The 20,451-nt window shown below is 72.7% G+C and carries 15 protein-coding genes; 7 read left to right on the forward strand and 8 right to left on the reverse strand.

From position 1 onward, the window contains the following. Positions 1-16: 16 nt before the first annotated feature. On the reverse strand, positions 17-538 hold the full coding sequence (locus ACLGIH_RS24950) for a DUF4240 domain-containing protein (protein ID WP_416529467.1): 522 nt from the start codon (positions 536-538) through the stop codon (positions 17-19). A gap of 73 nt (positions 539-611) precedes the next feature. Continuing rightward, positions 612-1,592, reverse strand: a complete 981-nt coding sequence (locus tag ACLGIH_RS24955) for a helix-turn-helix transcriptional regulator (protein ID WP_416527516.1) — start codon at positions 1,590-1,592, stop codon at positions 612-614. 166 nt (positions 1,593-1,758) lie between these two features. On the opposite strand from ACLGIH_RS24955, the gene ACLGIH_RS24960 reads away from it, so the two are divergent. Together ACLGIH_RS24960 and ACLGIH_RS24965 are read left to right on the forward strand one after the other, a co-directional pair. Beyond that, positions 1,759-3,327, forward strand: a complete 1,569-nt coding sequence (locus tag ACLGIH_RS24960; RefSeq protein ID WP_416527517.1) for a sodium-dependent transporter — start codon at positions 1,759-1,761, stop codon at positions 3,325-3,327. Next, positions 3,327-3,467, forward strand: a complete 141-nt coding sequence (locus ACLGIH_RS24965) for a methionine/alanine import family NSS transporter small subunit (RefSeq protein ID WP_416527518.1) — start codon at positions 3,327-3,329, stop codon at positions 3,465-3,467. The genes ACLGIH_RS24960 and ACLGIH_RS24965 overlap by 1 nt, the downstream gene beginning before the upstream one ends. A 97-nt stretch (positions 3,468-3,564) precedes the next feature. On the opposite strand, the gene aceE is transcribed toward ACLGIH_RS24965, so the two are convergent. The 5 genes from aceE to ACLGIH_RS24990 all read right to left on the reverse strand — a co-directional run bounded on the left by aceE (position 3,565) and on the right by ACLGIH_RS24990 (position 12,581). Then, positions 3,565-6,267, reverse strand: coding sequence for a pyruvate dehydrogenase (acetyl-transferring), homodimeric type (gene aceE / locus ACLGIH_RS24970; protein ID WP_416527519.1), 2,703 nt, complete (start codon positions 6,265-6,267; stop codon positions 3,565-3,567). A 342-nt stretch (positions 6,268-6,609) separates the two neighbouring features. Then, positions 6,610-7,233 (reverse strand): GntR family transcriptional regulator, encoded by a 624-nt coding sequence (locus ACLGIH_RS24975; protein ID WP_416527520.1) that lies wholly within the window; start codon positions 7,231-7,233, stop codon positions 6,610-6,612. Positions 7,234-7,432: 199 nt separating this feature from the next. Next, positions 7,433-9,247, reverse strand: a complete 1,815-nt coding sequence (sucB, locus tag ACLGIH_RS24980) for a 2-oxoglutarate dehydrogenase, E2 component, dihydrolipoamide succinyltransferase (protein ID WP_416527521.1) — start codon at positions 9,245-9,247, stop codon at positions 7,433-7,435. A 63-nt stretch (positions 9,248-9,310) separates the two neighbouring features. Next, positions 9,311-10,699, reverse strand: a complete 1,389-nt coding sequence (gene lpdA, locus ACLGIH_RS24985) for a dihydrolipoyl dehydrogenase (protein ID WP_416527522.1) — start codon at positions 10,697-10,699, stop codon at positions 9,311-9,313. A 343-nt stretch (positions 10,700-11,042) separates the two neighbouring features. Then, the gene (locus ACLGIH_RS24990; RefSeq protein WP_416527523.1) at positions 11,043-12,581 is read right to left on the reverse strand and encodes a leucyl aminopeptidase; all 1,539 of its coding nucleotides are present in this window, start codon (positions 12,579-12,581) and stop codon (positions 11,043-11,045) included. 332 nt (positions 12,582-12,913) lie between these two features. Between ACLGIH_RS24990 and ACLGIH_RS24995 the strand changes: the two genes are divergently transcribed. From ACLGIH_RS24995 to ACLGIH_RS25015, 5 genes are all read left to right on the forward strand, one after another. After that, positions 12,914-14,950: a hypothetical protein gene (locus ACLGIH_RS24995; RefSeq protein WP_416527524.1), complete on the forward strand. Its 2,037-nt coding sequence runs from the start codon at positions 12,914-12,916 to the stop codon at positions 14,948-14,950. 147 nt (positions 14,951-15,097) lie between these two features. After that, positions 15,098-16,648 (forward strand): GT4 family glycosyltransferase PelF, encoded by a 1,551-nt coding sequence (pelF, locus tag ACLGIH_RS25000; protein WP_416527525.1) that lies wholly within the window; start codon positions 15,098-15,100, stop codon positions 16,646-16,648. After that, positions 16,645-18,162, forward strand: a complete 1,518-nt coding sequence (locus ACLGIH_RS25005; RefSeq protein WP_416527526.1) for a hypothetical protein — start codon at positions 16,645-16,647, stop codon at positions 18,160-18,162. Before pelF ends, ACLGIH_RS25005 begins: the two co-directional genes overlap by 4 nt. After that, positions 18,159-18,824: a spherulation-specific family 4 protein gene (locus ACLGIH_RS25010; RefSeq protein WP_416527527.1), complete on the forward strand. Its 666-nt coding sequence runs from the start codon at positions 18,159-18,161 to the stop codon at positions 18,822-18,824. The genes ACLGIH_RS25005 and ACLGIH_RS25010 overlap by 4 nt, the downstream gene beginning before the upstream one ends. Beyond that, positions 18,821-19,636, forward strand: coding sequence for an endo alpha-1,4 polygalactosaminidase (locus ACLGIH_RS25015; RefSeq protein ID WP_416527528.1), 816 nt, complete (start codon positions 18,821-18,823; stop codon positions 19,634-19,636). Before ACLGIH_RS25010 ends, ACLGIH_RS25015 begins: the two co-directional genes overlap by 4 nt. 15 nt (positions 19,637-19,651) lie before the next feature. On the opposite strand, the gene ACLGIH_RS25020 is transcribed toward ACLGIH_RS25015, so the two are convergent. Next, positions 19,652-20,434, reverse strand: a complete 783-nt coding sequence (locus ACLGIH_RS25020; RefSeq protein WP_416527529.1) for an adenosylcobinamide-GDP ribazoletransferase — start codon at positions 20,432-20,434, stop codon at positions 19,652-19,654. Between the last annotated feature and the right edge of the window lie 17 nt (positions 20,435-20,451).

Raw genomic sequence — 20,451 nt, forward strand, 5'->3', positions numbered from 1 at the left:
CTCGCGGACACGGGGGCTACTCGGTGCCGAACCGCTCCCACAGCCGTGGGAACCGCTCGGCCAGCAGCCGGTCGTCCTCCAGATCGATCGGGGCGCCCAGCGGCTCCGCGGGGGCGGGGGCGATGCCCAGGTCCGGGGCCACCGTGCCGGTCAGCTGCTCGTAGGCCTCGTCGGCCGCGTAGCCCAGGTCCTCGCCGTCGCCGTCCAACTCCTCGTCGAACTCCTCCAGCAACTCGGCGAGCGCGTCCGGGTCGTGCACGGCACCCTCGTACACCTCGCGGCCCTGGCCGATCAGCCAGCACCGGAAGTAGTCGAACGCGTCGTCGCTCGCCCCGCCGAGCAGCACCCAGGCGGCGCCCCACAGGTCCCAGGTGAAGGCGCGGTTGTAGCGGGCCTCGAAGTGACGGGCGAAGTCCAGGACCAGGTCCGGGTCCAGCAGGAGGAGCCGGTCGACCAGCAGCTCGGCCTGCTCCTCGGGATCGCCCTCGGCGGCCTCGCGCGTGGCGTCGATCAGCTCCCAGAACTCCGTCTCGTCCATCACGGGTCCAGCATCGGCCCTGGGCGTGCGGGGCGCACGCGGAATACGCCGGTTCGTCCGGCCCCGGCGCGGCTCATCCGCCGTACAGGGCGGCGATCCGCCGCGCGTCCCGTGCGAACCGCTCCCGCAGCCCCTCGGGCGCCAGCACCTCCACCTCCGGTCCCAGACCGGTGAGCTGCGTGTGGGCGACCTCCTCCGACTCCACCGGCAGCGTCACCGTGACCCACCCCTCCGCGTCCGGCTCGCCCGCGTCCGCGAGCGCCTCCCCGGCGGACAGCGAACCGACGGCGTGCGGCAGCGCGCGCACGCCCTGCGCGGACAGCCGCACCACCACCTCGGCCCGCAGGATCGACCGCGCGAACTGCTCGGCCCGCTCCGCCCAGAACCCGGGCAGGTCGAACTCCTCGTCCCGCTCGAACCGCTCCCCGCCGGCCTCCACCGACGCGAACCGGTCGATCCGGTAGACCCGGAAGGCCCCGCCGCCGGCCCCCACGGCCCGCGCGCACAGGTACCAGGTCCCGGCCTTCAGCACGAGCCCGTACGGCTCCAGCTCCCGCCCGGCCTCGTCCGCACCGCGCCGGTAGCGCGCGGTGATCCTCCGGTCGTCCCACACCGCGTCCGCGACCACCGGCAGCAACTCGGGCGTCTCGGGCTCCCGGAACCAGTTCGGGGCGTCCAGGTGGAAGCGCTGCGCGGCCGTGCGGGAGGCGTCCCGGAGGGACGGCAGCAGGGCCGCGGAAACCTTCAGGCGGGCCGCCGAGGCCGCGTCCTCCAGCCCCATCTCACGCAGCGCCCCCGGCACCCCGGACAGGAACAGCGCCTCCGCCTCGCTGCGGTGCAGCCCCGTCAGCCGGGTCCGGTACCCGCCGATCAGCCGGTACCCGCCGGCCCGGCCCCGGTCCGCGTACACCGGCACGCCCGCCTCCGACAGCGCCTGCGCGTCCCGCGTGACGGTCCGCTCCGACACCTCCAGCTCCCGGGCCAGCTCGGCGGCGGTCATCAAGGGCCGGGACTGGAGCAGCAGCACCATCCTGATCAGCCGCGCGGCACGCATGAGGGCCCTTCTGCCGGGTGACTCACCTGCTTGGGCGTACAGACCCGGGTGGTCTCCCCGGAACCGCTGTTAACGTCGACTGAGTTCACGATCGTCACCGTACTCAGCAGTTCGGTTTGAGAGGTCAGCGGTTCACTGGAGAAGTCCCCTGGACGAGGACACGCATATGGCGAATCAGCCCCGCGAACAATGGGCCACCCGTACGGGATTCCTGCTGGCGGCGATCGGTTCCGCCATCGGTCTCGGCAACATCTGGCGCTTTCCGGCCGTCGCCTACGAGAACGGCGGCGGCGCCTTCCTCTTTCCCTATCTCATCGCCCTGCTCACCGCCGGTATCCCTCTGCTGATCATGGAGTACGCGATCGGGCGGAGATTCCGGACCTCGCCCCCCGCGGCGCTGCGGCAGATGGCCCGCCCGGCGGAAGTCATCGGCTGGTGGCAGGTGCTGATCGCGTTCGTGATCGCCACCTACTACGCGGTCATCATCGCCTGGGCGGTCCGCTACGTCGGCTTCTCCTTCGACCAGGCCTGGGGTGACGACCCGGAGGGCTTCCTCTTCGGCAGCTTCCTCAGGGCCTCCGAGGAGCCCGGCTTCGTCTCCGGCTACGTCTCCGGGGTGCTGTGGCCGCTCATCGCCGTCTGGGTCGTGGTGCTGGTCATCCTGGCGTTCGGCATCCGGCGCGGTATCGAGAAGGCCAACAAGGTCTTCATCCCGTTGCTGGTGATCTTCTTCGTCGCCCTGGTGATCCGGGCCCTCACCCTGGACGGCGCGGCACAGGGCCTGGACGCCTTCTTCCGGCCCGACTGGTCGGAGCTGACCAACGGCAGCGTCTGGGTGGCCGCCTACGGCCAGATCTTCTTCTCGCTGTCGATCGGCTTCGGCATCATGATCACCTACGCGTCCTACCTGCGGCGCCGCGCCGACCTCACCGGCTCGGCCCTGGTCGCGGGGTTCGCCAACAGCTCCTTCGAGATCCTCGCCGGCATCGGCGTGTTCGCCACCCTGGGCTTCATGGCCCAGGCCGCGGGCGTGCCGGTCGGCGAGGTGGCGACCGCGGGGCTCGGGCTGGCCTTCGTCGCCTTCCCGACGATCATCTCGGAGATGTGGCTGGGCGGCGTGTTCGGCGTGATCTTCTTCGTGTCGCTGGTGATCGCGGGACTGTCCTCGCTGATCTCCATCGTCCAGGTGGTGGTCTCCGCCGTGCAGGACCGCACCGGCATGCACCGCATCCCGGCCGTCTTCGGCGTCGGCGGCGCGGTGGCGGTGGCCTCGATCCTGCTGTTCCCCACCAACGAAGGCATCTACCTGCTCGACGCCTCCGACCACTTCATCAACCAGTACGGCATCGCCCTGGCCGCCCTGGTGGCGGTGATCGCGGTGGCCTGGTTCATGCGCAAGCTGCCCGAGCTGCAGCGCGACGCCGACGCCACCTCCGCCATGCGGCTCGGCCACTGGTGGCGGATCTGCCTCGGCATCATCACCCCGATCGTGCTGGGCTGGATGATGGTCGACAGCCTGCGCGCCGAGTTCGACGAGAACTACGAGGGCTACTCCACCGAGTTCCTGCTGGGCGCGGGCTGGAGCGTGGCGATCGCCGCGCTGGTGATCGGCATCCTGCTCTCGCTCATCCCGTGGAAGGCGGCCCAGGGCGGGCTGACTGACCTGGACATGGAGACCCCCGAGGAGTCCGAGCGGCACCGCGGGGGCAAACGGCACGGAAAGGAGGACCGCTGATGTCCGGTGGCGCCGTCATCATGATGATCATCGCGATTCTCATCGTCTGGGGCGGTCTGGTGGCGGCCATCATCCAGCTCCGCCGCCACCCCGACCCGGGACCGACCGCCGAGGAGTCGGCGATCCCACCCGCGGAGTAGCAGCACGCGAAAGCCGAGCAGCAGCACGCGGAACGAGCGGCCGCCGGCCCCGGTGAGGGAGCCGACGGCCGCTCGCTTCTTCCGCCCTGTACAGCCCTTACAGGCCGTAGCGCTCGCGCGCCTCCTTCACGGCCGTCGCCTTGACCTCGCCGCGCCTGGCCAGCTGGGCCAGCGCCGCGACGACGACGGACTCGGCGTCGACGCCGAAGTGCCGGCGGGCGCCCTCACGCGTGTCCGACAGACCGAAGCCGTCGGCGCCCAGCGAGGCCCAGTCCTGCTCGACCCACTGCGCGATCTGGTCCGGTACCTGGCGCATGTAGTCGGAGACCGCCAGCACCGGGCCCTCGGCGCCCTGGAGCGCCTGACGGACGTAGGGCACCCGCTCCTCGCCGCGCAGCAGCGCGTCGTCGGCCTCCATCGCGTCCCGGCGCAGCTCGGTCCAGGAGGTCGCGGACCACACGTCGGCGGCCACGCCCCACTCCTCGGCGAGCAGCCGCTGCGCCTTCAGCGCCCAGTGGATCGCCGTACCGGAGCCCATCAGCTGGATGCGCGGGGCGTTCGCGGCCGGGGTCAGCCCCGCCGACTCCGCCGTGTTGAAGCGGTACAGGCCCTTGACGATGCCCTCGTCGATGCCGAGGCCGGCCGGCTTGGCGGGCTGCGGCAGCGGCTCGTTGTAGACCGTCAGGTAGTAGAAGACGTCCTGGTCCTCGCCCGGCCCGGCCTCGCCGTACATCCGGCGCAGACCCTCCTTGACGATCACGGCGATCTCGTAGGCGAACGCCGGGTCGTACGTCAGCGCCGCCGGGTTGGTCGCGGCGATCACCGGGGTGTGGCCGTCGGCGTGCTGGAGGCCCTCGCCGGTCAGCGTGGTGCGGCCGGCCGTGGCGCCGATGAGGAAGCCGCGGCCGAGCTGGTCGCCGAGCTGCCACATCTGGTCGGCGGTGCGCTGCCAGCCGAACATCGAGTAGAAGATGTAGAACGGGATCATCGTCTCGCCGTGCGTCGCGTACGACGTCGAGGCGGCGATGAAGTCGGCCATGGACCCGGCCTCGGTGATCCCCTCGTTGAGGATCTGGCCGTTGGTGGCCTCCTTGTAGTACATCAGCTGGTCGCGGTCGACCGGCTCGTACGTCTGGCCCTTCGGCGAGTAGATGCCCAGGGACGGGAAGAGGCTCTCCATGCCGAAGGTGCGGGCCTCGTCGGGGACGATCGGCACCCAGCGCTTGCCGGTCTCCTTGTCCCGGACCAGGTCCTTGACCAGCCGCACGAATGCCATCGTCGTCGCCACGTTCTGCGAGCCGGAGCCCTTGTCGAACGCCGTGAACGGCTTCTCGGCGGGCGCGGGCAGCGGCGCGACCGGGTGCACCCGGCGGGCCGGGGCCGGACCGCCGAGGGCGGCGCGGCGCTCCTGGAGGTAGCGGACCTCGGGGGAGTCGGCGCCCGGGTGGCCGTAGGGGACCACGCCGTCGACGAAGTCGCTGTCCTTGATCGGCAGGCCGAGCAGGTCGCGCATGCCCTTGAACTCGTCCACCGTCAGCTTCTTCATCTGGTGGTTGGCGTTCTTGGACGCGAAGCCCTCGCCGAGGGTGTGGCCCTTGACCGTCTGGGCCAGGATCACGGTCGGCGCACCCTTGTGCGAGAGCGCGGCCCGGTAGGCGGCGTAGACCTTGCGGGCCTCGTGACCGCCGCGCGAGGTGTGGAAGCACTCGAGGATCTTGTCGTCGCTCAGCAGCTTCGCCATCTCGACGAGCGCCGGGTCCTTGCCGAAGAAGTCCTCGCGGATGTAGGCCGCGCTGCGGGTCTGGTACGTCTGGATCTGCGCGTCGGGTACCTCGCGCAGCCGGCGTACCAGCGCGCCGGTGGTGTCGAGCTGGAACAGCTCGTCCCAGGCGGTGCCCCACAGCGTCTTGACGACGTTCCAGCCGGCGCCGCGGAACTGCGCCTCCAGCTCCTGCACGATCTTGAAGTTGGCGCGGACCGGGCCGTCCAGGCGCTGGAGGTTGCAGTTGATGACGAAGGTGAGGTTGTCCAGCTCCTCGCGGGCGGCGAGCGCGAGGGCCGCCGTCGACTCGGGCTCGTCCATCTCCCCGTCGCCGAGGAACGCCCAGACGTGCGAGCCGGAGACGTCCTTGATGCCGCGGTGGGTCAGGTAGCGGTTGAACCGCGCCTGGTAGATCGCGGAGAGCGGGCCGAGACCCATGGAGACGGTGGGGAACTCCCACAGCCAGGGCAGCCGGCGCGGGTGCGGGTAGGACGGCAGGCCGTTGCCGCCGGACTCGCGGCGGAAGTTGTCGAGGTGGTCCTCGGTCAGCCGGCCGTCGAGGAAGGCGCGGGCGTAGATGCCGGGGGAGGCGTGGCCCTGGATGTAGAGCTGGTCGCCGGAACCGTCACCCTCCTTGCCCCGGAAGAAGTGGTTGAAGCCGGTTTCGTAGAGCCAGGCCGCGGAGGCGAAGGTGGCGATGTGGCCGCCGACGCCGTATTTGCTGCCGCGGGTCACCATGGCCGCCGCGTTCCAGCGGTTCCAGGCGGTGATCCGCTGCTCCATCTCCTCGTCGCCGTCCACGGCCGGCTCGGCGGAGGTGGGGATGGTGTTGACGTAGTCCGTCTCGAGGAGCTTCGGCAGGGCGACGCCGGCTCCCTCGGCACGCTCCAGCGTGCGGCGCATCAGATACGCGGCACGGTGCGGCCCGGCCGCCTTGGCAACGGCGTCCAGGGAGGCCTGCCATTCGGCGGTCTCCTCCGGGTCGCGGTCCGGGAGCTGGTCCAGCTCGCTCGGCTGGGTGGCGTTGGGGTCGGTCATGTCGCCGCCTTCCTCAGTCGAAGGGGGTTCCCTCATCGGTAAGGGTTCGGGGGTGCCCTTGGTCTTTGGCAGGACAGGGCTCAAGGGCTCTGGTGGGAGCCCGTCGGTGACTGTAACCCCCTGATCGATGATCGATCAAAGGGTTGAGGGGGAAAACCTCTCGATACCGAGAAAGTAGGCACGCGGTGCCTCCGGCGGTGGCACGCGGTGACGGTCCCGTCGGGGGTTTGCGCAGGTGAGCGCGGTACGGCTCGGGTGGTGCGGCGGTACTGCGGCTGCGGGTGCGAGGTGGCTGATCGCGCAGTTCCCCGCGCTCCTCAAGGGCGGCGGGGGCGGGAGTCCCTACGCGCGCGGGGCACAGCCCAGGACGTGGGCCTTGACCAGTTCGGCGATGCGCGGGTCCCGGCGCCGGAACGCCGCGACCAGCTCCTCGTGCTCCTCGGCGTACGACTGCTGCACCGTCCCCAGCCACCGGATCGACAGCGCCGTGAACACCTCGATGCCCAGCCCCTCCCAGGTGTGCAGCAGCACCGAGTTGCCGGCCGCCCGCACCAGCTCCCGGTGGAACGCCACCGTGTGCCGCACCTGGGCCGTCCCGTCCGCCTTGCGGTCCGCCTCGTACAGCGCGCTGACGTGCGGTTCGAGCGCCGAGCAGTCCAGCGCCAGCCGGTCCGCCGCCAGCTCCGCGGCGATGGCTTCCAGGCCCGCCCGGACCGGGTAGCTCTCCTCCAGGTCGGCGGCGGTCAGATTGCGCACCCGCACGCCCTTGTTCGGCGCCGACTCGATCAGCCGAAGCGACTCCAGCTCGCGCAGCGCCTCCCGCACCGGCGTCTGGCTGACCTCCAGCTCCGTGGCGATCCGCCGCTCCACGATCCGCTCGCCCGGCTGCCAGCGACCGCTGATGATCCCCTCCAGGATGTGCTCGCGGATCTGCTCGCGCAGCGAGTGGACGACGGGGGCGGTCATGAGAGCTCCTTCGCGGGGGGCCGCGGCAGGCCCCTGGGGGCGTTCGACGCTTAGACAATACGGCCGTGAGCCCTCGGCGGAAGGGCGCATACGGGGGCTTTCACGCAGGTGAGACGAGGCTTACACACCGTGGCCGGCCGAAAGACGGCGGCGCCCCCGCCCGGAAACACCGGACGGGGGCGCCGCAGGATCACGGGGATCAGAGGCCGAGCTCGACCTCGAACTCGCCCGCCTCCAGGATCGCCTTGACCGCGGTCAGGTAACGCGCGGCGTCGGCACCGTCCACCAGCCGGTGGTCGTAGGACAGGGTCAGGTACGTCATGTCGCGGACGCCGATGACCGTGCCCTCCTCCGTCTCGATGACGGCCGGACGCTTGACCGTGGCGCCGATGCCGAGGATCGCGACCTGGCCCGGCGGCACGATGATCGTGTCGAACAGCGCGCCGCGCGAGCCGGTGTTGGAGATGGTGAAGGTCGCGCCGGACAGCTCGTCCGGGGTGATCTTGTTGCTCCGGACCTTGCCCGCCAGCTCCGCCGTGGCCTTGGCGATACCGGCCAGGTTCAGGTCACCGGCGTTCTTGATGACCGGGGTCATCAGGCCCTTCTCGGAGTCCACCGCGATACCGATGTTCTCGGTGTCGAAGTAGGTGATGGTCCCCTCGGCCTCGTTGATCCTGGCGTTGATCGGCGCGTGCGCCTTCAGCGCCTGGGCCGCCGCCTTGACGAAGAACGGCATCGGGGAGAGCTTGACGCCCTCACGCGCCGCGAACGCGTCCTTGGCCCGGGCGCGCAGCTTCATCAGGCGGGTGACGTCGACCTCGACGACCGACGACAGCTGCGCCTGCTCGTGCAGCGCCTTGACCATGTTGTCGCCGATGACCTTGCGGATGCGGGGCATCTTGACGGTCTGGCCGCGCAGCGGGGAGGCCTCCAGGACGGGGGCCTTCTTCGGGGCAGTGCCCCCGGCGGTCGCGGCGGGGGCGGCAGCGGCCGGAGCCGGGGCGGCCTTCGCGGCCTCGGCGGCGGCGATCACGTCCTGCTTGCGGATGCGGCCGCCGACGCCGGTGCCCTTGACGCTGGACAGGTCGACGCCGTTCTCGGCGGCGAGCTTGCGCACCAGCGGGGTGACGTAGGCGCCCTCGTCGACCGGCTTGGCGGCGGCCGGGGTGGCCGGGGCCTGGGCCGGAGCCGGGGCGGGCGCCGGAGCGGCCGGGGCCGGCTCGGGGGCCGGGGTCTCCTGCTGCTGCGGGGCCGGGGCCGTCGGGGCCTGCGGAGCCGGGGCCTCCTGGGCGGGGGCGGGCTGCGCGGGCGCCGGGGCGGGCGCCTCCTGGGCCGGGGCGGGCTGCGCCGGGGCCTGCTGGGCGGGCGCGGCACCCGCCTCGCCGATGACGGCGAGCTTGGCGCCGACCTCGGCGGTCTCGTCCTCGCCGACCACGATCTCCAGCAGGGTGCCGGAGGCTGGCGCCGGGATCTCGGTGTCTACCTTGTCGGTGGAGACCTCGAGCAGCGGCTCGTCGGCCTCGACGGTGTCACCGACCGACTTCAGCCAGCGGGTGACGGTGCCCTCGGTGACGGACTCGCCGAGCGCGGGCAGGACCACGTCCGTGCCCTCGGCGGACCCACCGCCGGCGGACGCCTCGGGGGACGGCGCCGGGGCGGGGGCGGACTGCTCGGTGGACGGCGCGGCCGGGGCGGGCTCGGGGGCCGGCTCGGCGACCTGCTCGGCCTGCGGGGCCGGCTCGGCGGCCGGGGCCTCGGTGGCGGCCGGGGCGCCGGAGCCGTCGTCGATCAGCGCCAGTTCGGCACCGACCTCGACGGTCTCGTCCTCGGCGACCTTGATGGAGGACAGCACGCCGGAGGCAGGGGCCGGGATCTCGGTGTCGACCTTGTCGGTGGACACCTCGAGCAGCGGCTCGTCGGCTTCGACGCGCTCGCCCTCGGCCTTCAGCCAGCGGGTGACAGTGCCCTCGGTGACGCTCTCGCCGAGCGCCGGAAGGGTTACGGAAACCGCCATGGTTTCGGTTGCTCCTAACGAATTACGGAAGTCTGTGGTCGTCGCGCCCGATGACTGAAGGCGTCAGTCGTGGGAGTGCAGAGGCTTGCCCGCGAGCGCCAGGTGGGCCTCGCCGAGCGCCTCGTTCTGCGTCGGGTGGGCGTGGACGAGCTGGGCCACCTCGGCCGGCAGCGCCTCCCAGTTGTAGATCAGCTGGGCCTCGCCGACCTGCTCGCCCATGCGGTCGCCGACCATGTGGACGCCGACCACGGCACCGTCCTTGACCTGGACGAGCTTGATCTCGCCCGCGGTCTTCAGGATCTTGCTCTTGCCGTTGCCCGCCAGGTTGTACTTCAGAGCGACGACCTTGTCCGCACCGTAGATCTCCTTGGCCTTGGCCTCGGTGATGCCGACGGAGGCGACCTCCGGGTGGCAGTACGTCACCCGCGGCACGCCGTCGTAGTCGATCGGCACGGTCTTCAGACCGGCCAGACGCTCCGCCACCAGGATGCCCTCGGCGAAGCCGACGTGCGCGAGCTGGAGCGTGGGCACCAGGTCGCCGACCGCGGAGATGGTCGGGACGTTGGTGCGCATGTACTCGTCGACCAGGACGTAGCCGCGGTCCATGGCGACCCCGGCCTCCTCGTAGCCCAGGCCCTGGGAGACCGGCCCGCGGCCGACCGCCACGAGGAGGACCTCGGCCTCGAACTCCTTGCCGTCGGCGAGGGTGACCTTGACACCGTCCTGGGTGTACTCGGCCTTCTCGAAGAAGGTGCCCAGGTTGAACTTGATGCCGCGCTTGCGGAAGGCGCGCTCCAGCAGCTTGGAGCTGTTCTCGTCCTCCACCGGGACGAGGTGCTTCATGCCCTCGATGATCGTGACGTCGGCACCGAAGGACTTCCAGGCGGAGGCGAACTCGACGCCGATGACACCGCCGCCCAGGACGATCGCGGACTTCGGCACGCGGTCCAGGACCAGGGCGTGGTCGGAGGAGATGATGCGGTTGCCGTCGATCTCCAGGCCCGGCAGCGACTTCGGCACGGAACCGGTGGCCAGCAGGATGTGGCGGCCCTGGACGCGCTGCCCGTTCACGTCCACCGACGTCGGGGAGGACAGCCGACCCTCACCCTCGATGTAGGTCACCTTGCGGGAGGCGACCAGACCCTGCAGGCCCTTGTACAGGCCGGAGATCACGTCGTCCTTGTACTTGTGGACGGCGGCCACGTCGATGCCCTCGAAGGTGGCCTTCACGCCGAACTGCTCGCTCTCGCGGGCCTGGTCCGCGATCTCACCCGCGTGGAGCAGGGCCTTCGTGGGGATGCATCCTCGGTGCAGGCAGGTGCCGCCGACCTTGTCCTTCTCGACCAGGGCGACGTCCAGGCCCAGCTGCGCCCCGCGCAGGGCCGCGGCGTAACCACCGCTGCCACCGCCGAGGATCACTAGGTCGAAAACGGTGCTGGCGTCGTTCGCCACGTCACGTCCTCCATGCATGTGCGCCGTGCGCCGGTCGTCGGTGACCGGCAGGCGGCTGGTGTCCGGCCGCTCGTTCTTCGGCCCTTAGGTGGGGCCCTGTCCTGCCGGGCTCCATCTTTGCACTTGTCCGCTCCGTACGAGACGCCGGGCCGGTGTGTGAGACACCCCACGTCCCCTTGAGAGGAACGGCCGAGCCGCCCCGGCCAGGGGCGCGGGGCCGCGTCTGATCTGCGGCTCCGCCGGGCGAGCGCGACCGGCCACACACTGCTCGCAGTCGCCCGCGCTCCGTCAGCCCCGCGCCCCTTCAGCCCCGCGCTCCGTCGGCCGGGCTTCTAGGCGGACCTCACCCGAGGTCCCCCGCGGCCGTCAGCTCGGCCAGCCGGACCAGCGTCCGCACCGCCGTGCCCGTCCCGCCCTTCGGCGTGTACCCGAACGGCCCGCCCTCATTGAAGGCCGGCCCCGCGATGTCCAGGTGCGCCCAGGTGATCCCCTCGCCCACGAACTCCCGCAGGAAGAGACCGGCGACCAGCCCGCCGCCCATGCGCTCGCCCATGTTCGCGATGTCGGCGGTGGCCGAATCCATCCCCTTGCGCAGGTGCTCCGGCAGCGGCATCGGCCAGGCCGGCTCGCCGACCTCCTCCGCCGCCTCGTACACCGCGGAGCGGAACGCGTCGTCGTTGGCCATGATCCCGAACGTCCGGTTGCCCAGCGCCAGCATCATCGCGCCGGTCAGGGTCGCCACGTCCACGATCGCGTCCGGCTTCTCCTGCGAGGCCGCCCACAGCGCGTCGGCCAGCACCAGCCGGCCCTCGGCGTCGGTGTTGAGCACCTCCACCGTCTTGCCGCTGTACATGCGCAGCACGTCACCGGGACGGGTCGCGGAGCCGGACGGCATGTTCTCGGCCAGCGCCAGCCAGCCGGTGACGTTCACCTCCAGGCCCAGCCGCGCGGCGGCGACCACCGCGGCGAAGACCGCCGCCGCGCCGCTCATGTCGCACTTCATCGTCTCGTTGTGACCGGCCGGCTTCAGCGAGATGCCGCCCGAGTCGTAGGTGATGCCCTTGCCGACGAAGGCGAGGTGCTTCTTCGCCTTCGACGAGGTGTACGACAGCTTCACCAGCCGCGGCGCCGACGCCGAGCCGGCGCCGACGCCGAGGATGCCGCCGTAGCCGCCCTTGGTGAGGGCCTTCTCGTCGAGCACCTGCACCTTGATGCCGTGCTCCTTGGCCGCGGCCTGGGCGACGGCGGCGAACGCCTCGGGGTCGAGGTCGTTCGGCGGGGTGTTGATCAGGTCCCGGGCGCGGTTCAGCTCCTCGGCGACCGCGGCGGCCCGCTCGATCGCCGCCTTGTAGGCCTTGTCGCGGGGCTTGCCGCCCAGCAGCGCGGCCTCGGCCAGCGGGCCCTTCGCGTTGCCCTTGCGCTTGGCGTCGCCGTTCGCGGCCGCGCCATCCTTGTAGGCGTCGAAGGAGTACGCGCCGAGCAGCACGCCCTCGCCCACGGCGCCGGCGTCGGCGGCGTCGGCCAGCGGCAGGGCGAAGGCGGCCTTCTTGCAGCCGGTCAGCGCACGCGCGGCGACACCGGCGGCCCTGCGCAGCGCCTCGGCGTCGTACCCGGCGTCCTTCTCGGGCGCGGCACCCAGGCCCACCGCCACCACGAGCGGCGTCTTGAAGCCGCCCGGCGCGGGCAGCTTCGTCACCTCGCCCTCGCCGCCGGTGGCGCCGAGGGTCTCCAGCACGCCGGCGAGCTTGCCGTCGTACGCCTTGTCCACGGCCTCGGCGCCGGGGGCGACGAGCGGCCCCTTGTCGCCCTTGGCGACACCGATCACGATCGCGTCGGCCCGGAGGCCGGCCGCCGCGGCGGCGGAGAGAGTGAGAGCAGTCACGGTGGTGAATTCTCGCTTCCGTATGAAGTCTGTGTTGGCCGAATGCGGGTGGGTCGACCGGGCCCGACGACCGACCCTAGATCCCTCCGGTGGTGCGGTCCTTGCCTGGGCAGGTAAACACCCGCCACGAGCCTACGCTCGCCCCCGCGTTCGCTCATTCCTCCGAGCGTTCACCTCTGGGGGGCGTCGTGGCCGTTTCCCGATCCTCGCACCCGGTGAGCTGAGTCACACTCATCGGGTTCCGGTGAGCCTACTGCTCACCGCTTTGCATGATTTCCACGAATCCTCCCCGGATCGTCCCGGGCCGGATTCGCCGGGGGGAGGGAACCGCCATGGCGCAGCAGTGCGCACACCGCCTGAGAGAGTCCGCAGCCGTCCTGACCGCGGCCGGACTGATGGTCCTGGGACTGGGGGCGCCCGGGGCGTCGGCCGCCGAGGCACCACGCATCGACCTGGAAGTCCTGGTCGTGGACGACGGCGGCAGCCCGGTGCGGGCCATCGCCGACCGGCTGGAGAGCACCGGCGTCCCCTACACCACCGTGGACCTGGCCGACCCGGACCGCCCGAGGATCACCGAGACCTTCCTGAGCGACACCGTCTCCGGCCGGCCCCGGGCCAAGTACCAGGGCGTCGTCCTGCCCAACGAGGCCCCGTTCGGCGCGGGCTCCGCCGAGCAGACCGCCCTGGAGGCGTACGAGCGGACCTACGGCATCCCGCAGGTCGACGCCTACACCTGGGCCCACCCGGGCGTCGGCCTCCGGTACACCAGCGAGGGCGGCTGGGCCGGCACCCTCGACGGCCGCGAGGCCTCCGTCACGGACGCCGGGAAGGCCGGGCCGTTCGGCTACCTCGACGGCGCCTTCTCCTTCGAGGACAACTCGCCCGCGGTGCAGGAGAGCTACGGCTACGTGGCCCGGCCCCGCGAGGGCTTCACCAGTTACGTCGACATCCCCGTGCCCGGCGGCTCCGGGCGCGGCAGCCTGATCGGCGAGTACGCCCACGACGGCCGCCGCGAACTGGTGGTGACGTTCGCCTACAACCACCACCAGCGCCAGTTCCAGGTGCTGGCCCGCGGCATCGTCGAGTGGCTGACCGAGGGCGTGCACCTCGGCCGGGACCGCAACTACTTCGCCGTGCACGTCGACGACGTCTTCGCCCCCGACAGCCGCTGGGACACCGAACGCAACTGCACGCCCGGCGACTTCGACTGCGCGGGCGGCGACGGCGAGGGCACCGCACCGATCCGGATGACCGCGGCCGACGCGGCCCGCACCGCCCAGTGGCAGCGCGAGCGCGGCTTCACGCTCGACATGGTCTACAACGCCGGTTCGGGCGAGGAGTGGAAGGCCGAGCACGGCGGCACGGACGCGCTGACCGACCGGCTGCTCGCCGACAGGAACGAGTACCGCTGGATCAACCACACCTACACGCACCCCTACCTGGGCTGCGTGCAGGACACCTCCACCGTGCCCTGGACATGTGCGAAGAACGCCGACGGCAGCACCAAGTGGATGAGCCGCGCCGAGATCTCCGCGCAGATCCGCGACAACCACGCCTGGGCCGTCGTCAAGGGCCTCCCGGTGGACCGCACCGAACTGGTCACCGGCGAGCACTCCGGGCTGAGGACGCTGCCCCAGCAGCCCCAGGACAACCCCAACCTGGCCGGCGCCCTCGCCGACAACGGCGTGAGGTGGATCGCCTCGGACAACTCCCGGGAGCCCGAGCAGCGCGCGGCGGGCACGGCCCGCACCGTCCCGCGGCACCCGATGAACGTGTACTACAACGTCGGCACCGCCGAGGAGATGACCGACGAGTACAACTGGATCCACACCTCCCGCGCCGACGGCGGCAGCGGGATCTGCGAGAGCGACCCGACCTCCACCTGCCTCGACGACCCGCTCGACCCGGCCACCGGCTACGCCGCGTACATCGTCCCGCAGGAGGCCCGCATCGCGCTGGGCCACGTCGTCTCCAACGACCCCCGCCCGCACTACGTCCACCAGTCCAACCTCGCCGAGGACCGGCTGCTCTACCCGGTCCTGGACCGCGTACTCGGCGACTACGCGGCCCTGTTCGCCGACGACACCCCGCTGGAGAACCTCGCCCAGAGCGACATCGGCACCGAGTTCCGGCGCCGCGCGGCCTGGCGGACGGCCGTCGAGGCGGGCCGGGTCACCGCGTACCGGATCGGCGGCACGGTCACCGTCACCGCGCCCTCGGGGACGCACATCCCGGTGACCGCTCCCGAGGGCACCCGCAAACAGCACCTGCTCGGCGCCACCGCGTTCGGCACACCGTACGCGGGGCAGCGCTCGGCCTGGACCACACCGGAACTGCTGCAGAGGTCGGTGACTCTGAAGCTGCCGTAAGTGGAACGCGCCCCGAAGGGGCGCGGAGCTGTATCGATGTGCGGCTCCGCCGCGTGGGCGCGACCAGCCACGACGGCCCCGCAGCCGGGGCACGGGGCCGCAGTTCGCCGCACATCATCCGCATACCAGGGGGGAGCCGCGCAGCGCATGCGTACCGGCCGACACGTCACCATGCTCACCGAAGGCACCTATCCGCACGTCCACGGCGGGGTCAGCACCTGGTGCGACCAGCTCGTCAGGGGCATGCCGGAGGTGGACTTCCACATCGTCTCGCTCACCGGCAGCGGCCGCGAACCCGTCACCTGGGAGCTGCCGCCCAACGCCTACCGGCACACGTCCGTCCCGACCTGGGGCCCGCGCCCCGGCCGCGCCCGGCCCCCGTACGGCAGGGCCCGGCGCCGCTTCACCGACACCTACGAGCGGTTCCTGCTGTCCTTCCTCGACCCCGGATCCGGCTGCGACTTCGGCGACGCCCTCTACGAGCTGGCCGAACTGGCCCGCGACGGACGGCTCACGGCGGCGATGCGCACCGAGTCGGCGCTGCGCTCGCTGATGTGGACATGGACGATGCCGCACCTGCCGACGGCCGCCGCCCGCCCCACCGTGCACGACGCGCTCACCGCGACCGACCTGCTGGAACACGCCCTGCGCCCGCTCGGCGTCCGCATCCCGGAGGACTCCGTCGCACACGCCGTCAGCAGCGGCCTGGCCACCCTCCCCGCGCTCGCCGCCCGGCGGCTGGACGGCGTACCGTTCCTGCTCACCGAGCACGGCATCTACCTGCGCGAGCGCTACCTCGGGTACCGGAGCGGCGCGCAGCGCTGGCCGGTGAAGGCGTGCCTGCTCGGCTTCTACCGCGAACTGAACTCCCTGGGCTACCGCGCCGCCGACCTGATCACCCCGTGCAACCAGTACAACCGCCGCTGGGAGGAGCGCGGCGGTGCCGACGCCGGCAAGATCCGCACCGTCTACAACGGCGTCGACCCGGCCGCCTTCCCGCACGCCGGCCCAGAGCCCGAGGTGCCCACCCTGAGCTGGTGCGGCCGGATCGACCCGATCAAGGACCTGGAGACGCTGATCCGCGCCTACGCCGAGGTCCGGGCAGAGATACCCGAGACCCGGCTCAGGCTGTTCGGCCCGGTCCCGCCCGGCGGCGAGGCCTACCGCACCCGGCTGGAGAAGCTCGCCGCCGAACTCGGCGTCACCGACGGCCTCACCTTCGAGGGCCGCATCACCGAGGTGTGGCGGGCGTACGCCGCCGGGCACGTCGTCATGCTGTCGTCGATCTCCGAGGGATTCCCGTTCTCCCTCATCGAGGCCATGTCCTGCGGCCGTACGACGGTCTCGACGGACGTCGGCGGCGTGCGCGAGGCCGTCGGCGACACCGGTCTCGTCGTCCCGCCGCGCGAGCCGGAGAAGATGGCCGCCGCCGCGCTCACCCTGCTCCGCGACGGCGAACGCCGCCGCAGGCTGGGCGAGCTGTCCCGGCAGCGGGTCATCGACCGCTTCACCCTGCGCCGCTCGGTCGACGCCTTCCGCACCATCTACCAGGAGCTGGCCGGCCTGCCCGAGGTGTACGAACCCACCCTGGAGACGGTCGCCGACTGGACCCTGGAACTGCGCGACCCCTGGTACGCGGCCGTCGCGACGTGGGGGTCGTCCGCCCGGACGGGGCCCGGGGAAGGGGCCGGCTGGTGAGCGGCAACGTGTGGCTGCCGCCGGGCGCCCGCCCCCACACCCTGCCCGCCATCCCCCGGCAGCGCACCCCCGGCTGGGCCCAGCCCGACCCCGTCGACGAACTCGCCGACCGCCTCGGCGACTTCGTCGCCGCCGCCGTCCACCCCGACGAGATAGCCGCGCTGCTGGAGTCAGACGGACTGTCGGACGACCAGATTCGCGAGCGCTACGGCGTGAAGGACTCCTTCGCGCTCGCCGAGACGCTCTACGAACGCGTCGAACGCCGCTACCCCGAACCGGCCGGCCCCCTCCACGACCCCTGGCAGACCGGCCTCCTCGGCTGTCTGCTGCGCGGCGTCGTCTTCGCCCTCCCCGGCCTCGCCTACGTCCTCGGAGCACCCCTGCTCGGCACCGGCTCCCGGGACTTCGGCCTTCCGGCGGGCACCGTGCCGCTGCTGGCCGGCGCCCTGTGCGGCTGGACCTGGAACCAGGGCCTGGCCCACCGGGCGTACTCCTGGCTCGGTCTCGGCGACCGCTGCGCCGCCCGCCGCGCGCTGCTGCTGGGCGCCCCGGCCGGCGCGCTGCTCGGCTCCCTGGTCGCCCTGGCGTTCGCGGGCCCGGCCGGCACCGGCGCCGCCGCCTTCGCCGCCGGGCAGTCCTGCTACCTGGGCGCGGCGACCGTCCTGCTGGTCATGGGCCGGGAACGGGCCCTGCTCGCCGCGCTGCTGCCGGTGGCCGCCGGTGCCGCCGCGCTGCCGGTGACCCCGGTACCGGAGACGGGGCGGCTGCTCCTGCTGCTCGGGTCGCTCACCGTGGTGGCCGCCCTCGCGCTCAGGGAGGTGGCCCCCGCCGTCACGGGCTTCGGCAACGGCTCGTGGACCGCCGGGCTCACCGCCCTGCTGCCCTTCGGCGCCCTCGGGGCCCCGCCCCGGGAGCGGCGCAGCAGCCCGCCCTGGCTCACCGGCTCCCTGCCGTACGCCCTGTTCGGCCTCGGCACCGGCGTCCTCGTGCTGTACGCGGCGCTCGGCGACGTCCTCACGGGCCGGGAGCACGGTGCCGTCGCCGCACCGGCGGCCGTGGCACTCACGCTGAGCATGGGCCCGGCCGAGTGGCTGCTGTACCGCTTCCGCAGCGGCAGCCTCGCCGGACTGCGCTCCACCAGCACCCTGCGCGCCTTCCGCCGGGCCACGGCACGCACGGGCCTCACCTGCCTGTCCGCCTATCTCGCCGCCCTGCTCGCCCTCGCCCTGGCCGTCTCGGCCCTGTGGCCGCACGCCCCCGGCCTCGGCGGTGTGCGCCTGGCCGGGCTGCTCCTGCTGGGCGTGGTGCTGTGGACCGGCCTGCTGCTGCAGTCCTTCGGCGCGGTGCTGGGCGCGGCGGCGGTCTGCTGCGCGGCGGCGCTCGCCCAGACACTGGCACTGCTCGCCGGGGCGGGCGGCCCGCACGGCACCGCCCTGGCGGTGTACGGCACGGCGGCCGCCGTCCAGGCCGGCCTGGTCTGCGTCCTGCTGGGGAGGGCGACCGCCCACCGATGAACGCCCCGGATTCCCGCAGCCTGCTGGTGCCGTACTACGAGCACCCGTCCGTCCGCCCCGCCGAATGGGACGCCGTCGTCGCCGCGGCGCTCCGCCTGTACGGCGTCGTCCTCAACCCGGCCAGCGGCCCCGGCGACCGGCCCGACGCGGCCTTCGCCGAGACCGCGGCCCGGCTGCGGGACGCCGGCGTGCCGGTCCTCGGCTACGCCGACACCGGCTACGGCCGCCGCCCGCACAGCGAGGTCGTCCGCGATCTCGCCCGGCACCGCGACTGGTACGGCGCCGACGGGATCTTCCTCGACCAGGTGGCCGCCGCCCCTGCCGAGTTCGCCCACTACCAGCGGCTCGCGGTCGCGGCCTGGGGGCTCGGCTGCGGCACGCTCGTGCTGAACCACGGCACCCCGCCGCATCCGTCGTACGCCCGGATCGCCGACGTCCTCGTCACCTTCGAGGGGACCTGGGCGTCGTACCGCGAGCTGCCCGCCGAGCCCTGGCCGGGCGGAGCCGGGGTGCGGCTGTGCCATCTGGTGTACGGGGTGCCGGCTGGCGTGGACCCGGAGGGCCTGGCCCGCGCCCGGGGCGCCTCGGTGCACTGCGCGGTGCCGGGGACGGGAGATCATCCCTGGGGTACGTTGCCGCACACCCTGGAGCCCGTCCCGTGAAACGCCCGGCGCTGCTCGTCGCCCTCCTGCTGCTGGCCCTGGCCGGCTGCACGTCGTCCCCGCAGGCCCCGAAGCCACCGGACGCACCGGACGGGAGAGCGCGCGAGGACGGCGAACGCTGGCGGCCGCGTCCCGGCACCGCCTGGCAGTGGCAGCTCAGCGGGCGGCTCGACACCTCCGTGGACGTGCCCGTCTACGACATCGACGGCTTCGACCACTCCGCCGACACGGTCGCCGCCCTGCACGCCGACGGCCGCAAGGTCATCTGCTACCTGTCCACCGGCGCCTGGGAGGAGTTCCGCCCGGACGCCGACGAGTTCCCCGAGTCCGTGCTGGGCCGCGGCAACGGCTGGGAGGGCGAGCGCTGGCTGGACATCCGCCGCACCGACGTCCTGGAGCCGCTGATGGCCGAGCGCATCGACATGTGCCGCGAGAAGGGCTTCGACGCGGTGGAGCCGGACAACATGGACGGCTACCGGAACGACACCGGCTTCCCGCTGACCGCCGCCGACCAGCTCCGCTACAACCGGCTGATCGCGAAGCTGGCCCACGACCGGGGCCTGGCCGTGGGCCTGAAGAACGACCTGGACCAGATTCCGCAGCTGGTGGACGACTTCGACTTCGCGGTCAACGAGCAGTGCGCCCAGTACGGCGAGTGCGCGGCCCTGAAGCCGTTCGTCGACGCGGGCAAGGCCGTCTTCCACGTCGAGTACGAGCTGCCGGCCGACCGCTTCTGCGACCGGTCCCGGGAACTCGGGCTGAGTTCGCTGCAGAAGAAGTACGAACTGGGGGTGTGGCGCCGGGCCTGCTGAGTGCGGCGGGGGCGCTCAGCCCAGCACCAGCACGACGAGTGCGGTCGTGGCCGCCGTCTCCGCCAGGCCGCCGAAGACGTCACCGGTGACCCCGCCGAAGCGGCGGACGCAGTGCCGCAGCAGGAGTTCGGCGGCGGCGACGGCGACGACCACCGCGAGCGCCGCCCGTGCCGCGGCGTACGGCCCGAAGGCCCCGCCCACAGCGGCGGTGCCCAGCACCACGGCCGCGGCCACCCCCAGCGCCCCGCCCACCGGGACCACCCCGGCGACCGCCGCGCCGAGCCCCTCCGGACGCGCCGCCGGGACCCCGGCACGGGCCGCCAGGGTCAGCGCCAGCCGGGCGGCGGCCGCCGAGACGACGGCCGCGAAGGCCCCCCGCGCCCAGGAGGCCTCGTAGGCCTGGGCGAGCGCGGCGACCTGGCCCAGCAGCACCAGGACGAGGGCGAGCACGCCGAACGGGCCGATGTCCGACCGCTTCATGATCCGCAGTGCGTCCTCGGCGGGCTTTCCGCTGCCGAGCCCGTCCGCGGTGTCGGCCAGCCCGTCCAGGTGCAGACCCCGGGTCAGCACCGCCGGCACGGCGGCCGTGCCGACGGCGGCGAGCAGCGGGCCCGCGCCGAGGAGCAGCAGCGGGAGCCCGACGGCGGCGGCAGCGGCGCCCACCACCAGGCCCGCCAGCGGGGCACACAGCATGCCGCCGCGCGCGGCCGGGCGGTCCCAGCGGGTCACCCGGACCGGGAGCACGGTGAGCGTGCCGAAGGCGAACCGGAGGCCGTCGGAGGAGGGGTTCCTGAGCACCGGCGCAGCCTACCCGC

It is taken from the genome of Streptomyces hamibioticus, assembly GCF_047946815.1.
In the GTDB taxonomy this organism is placed as follows: Bacteria; Actinomycetota; Actinomycetes; order Streptomycetales; family Streptomycetaceae; genus Streptomyces.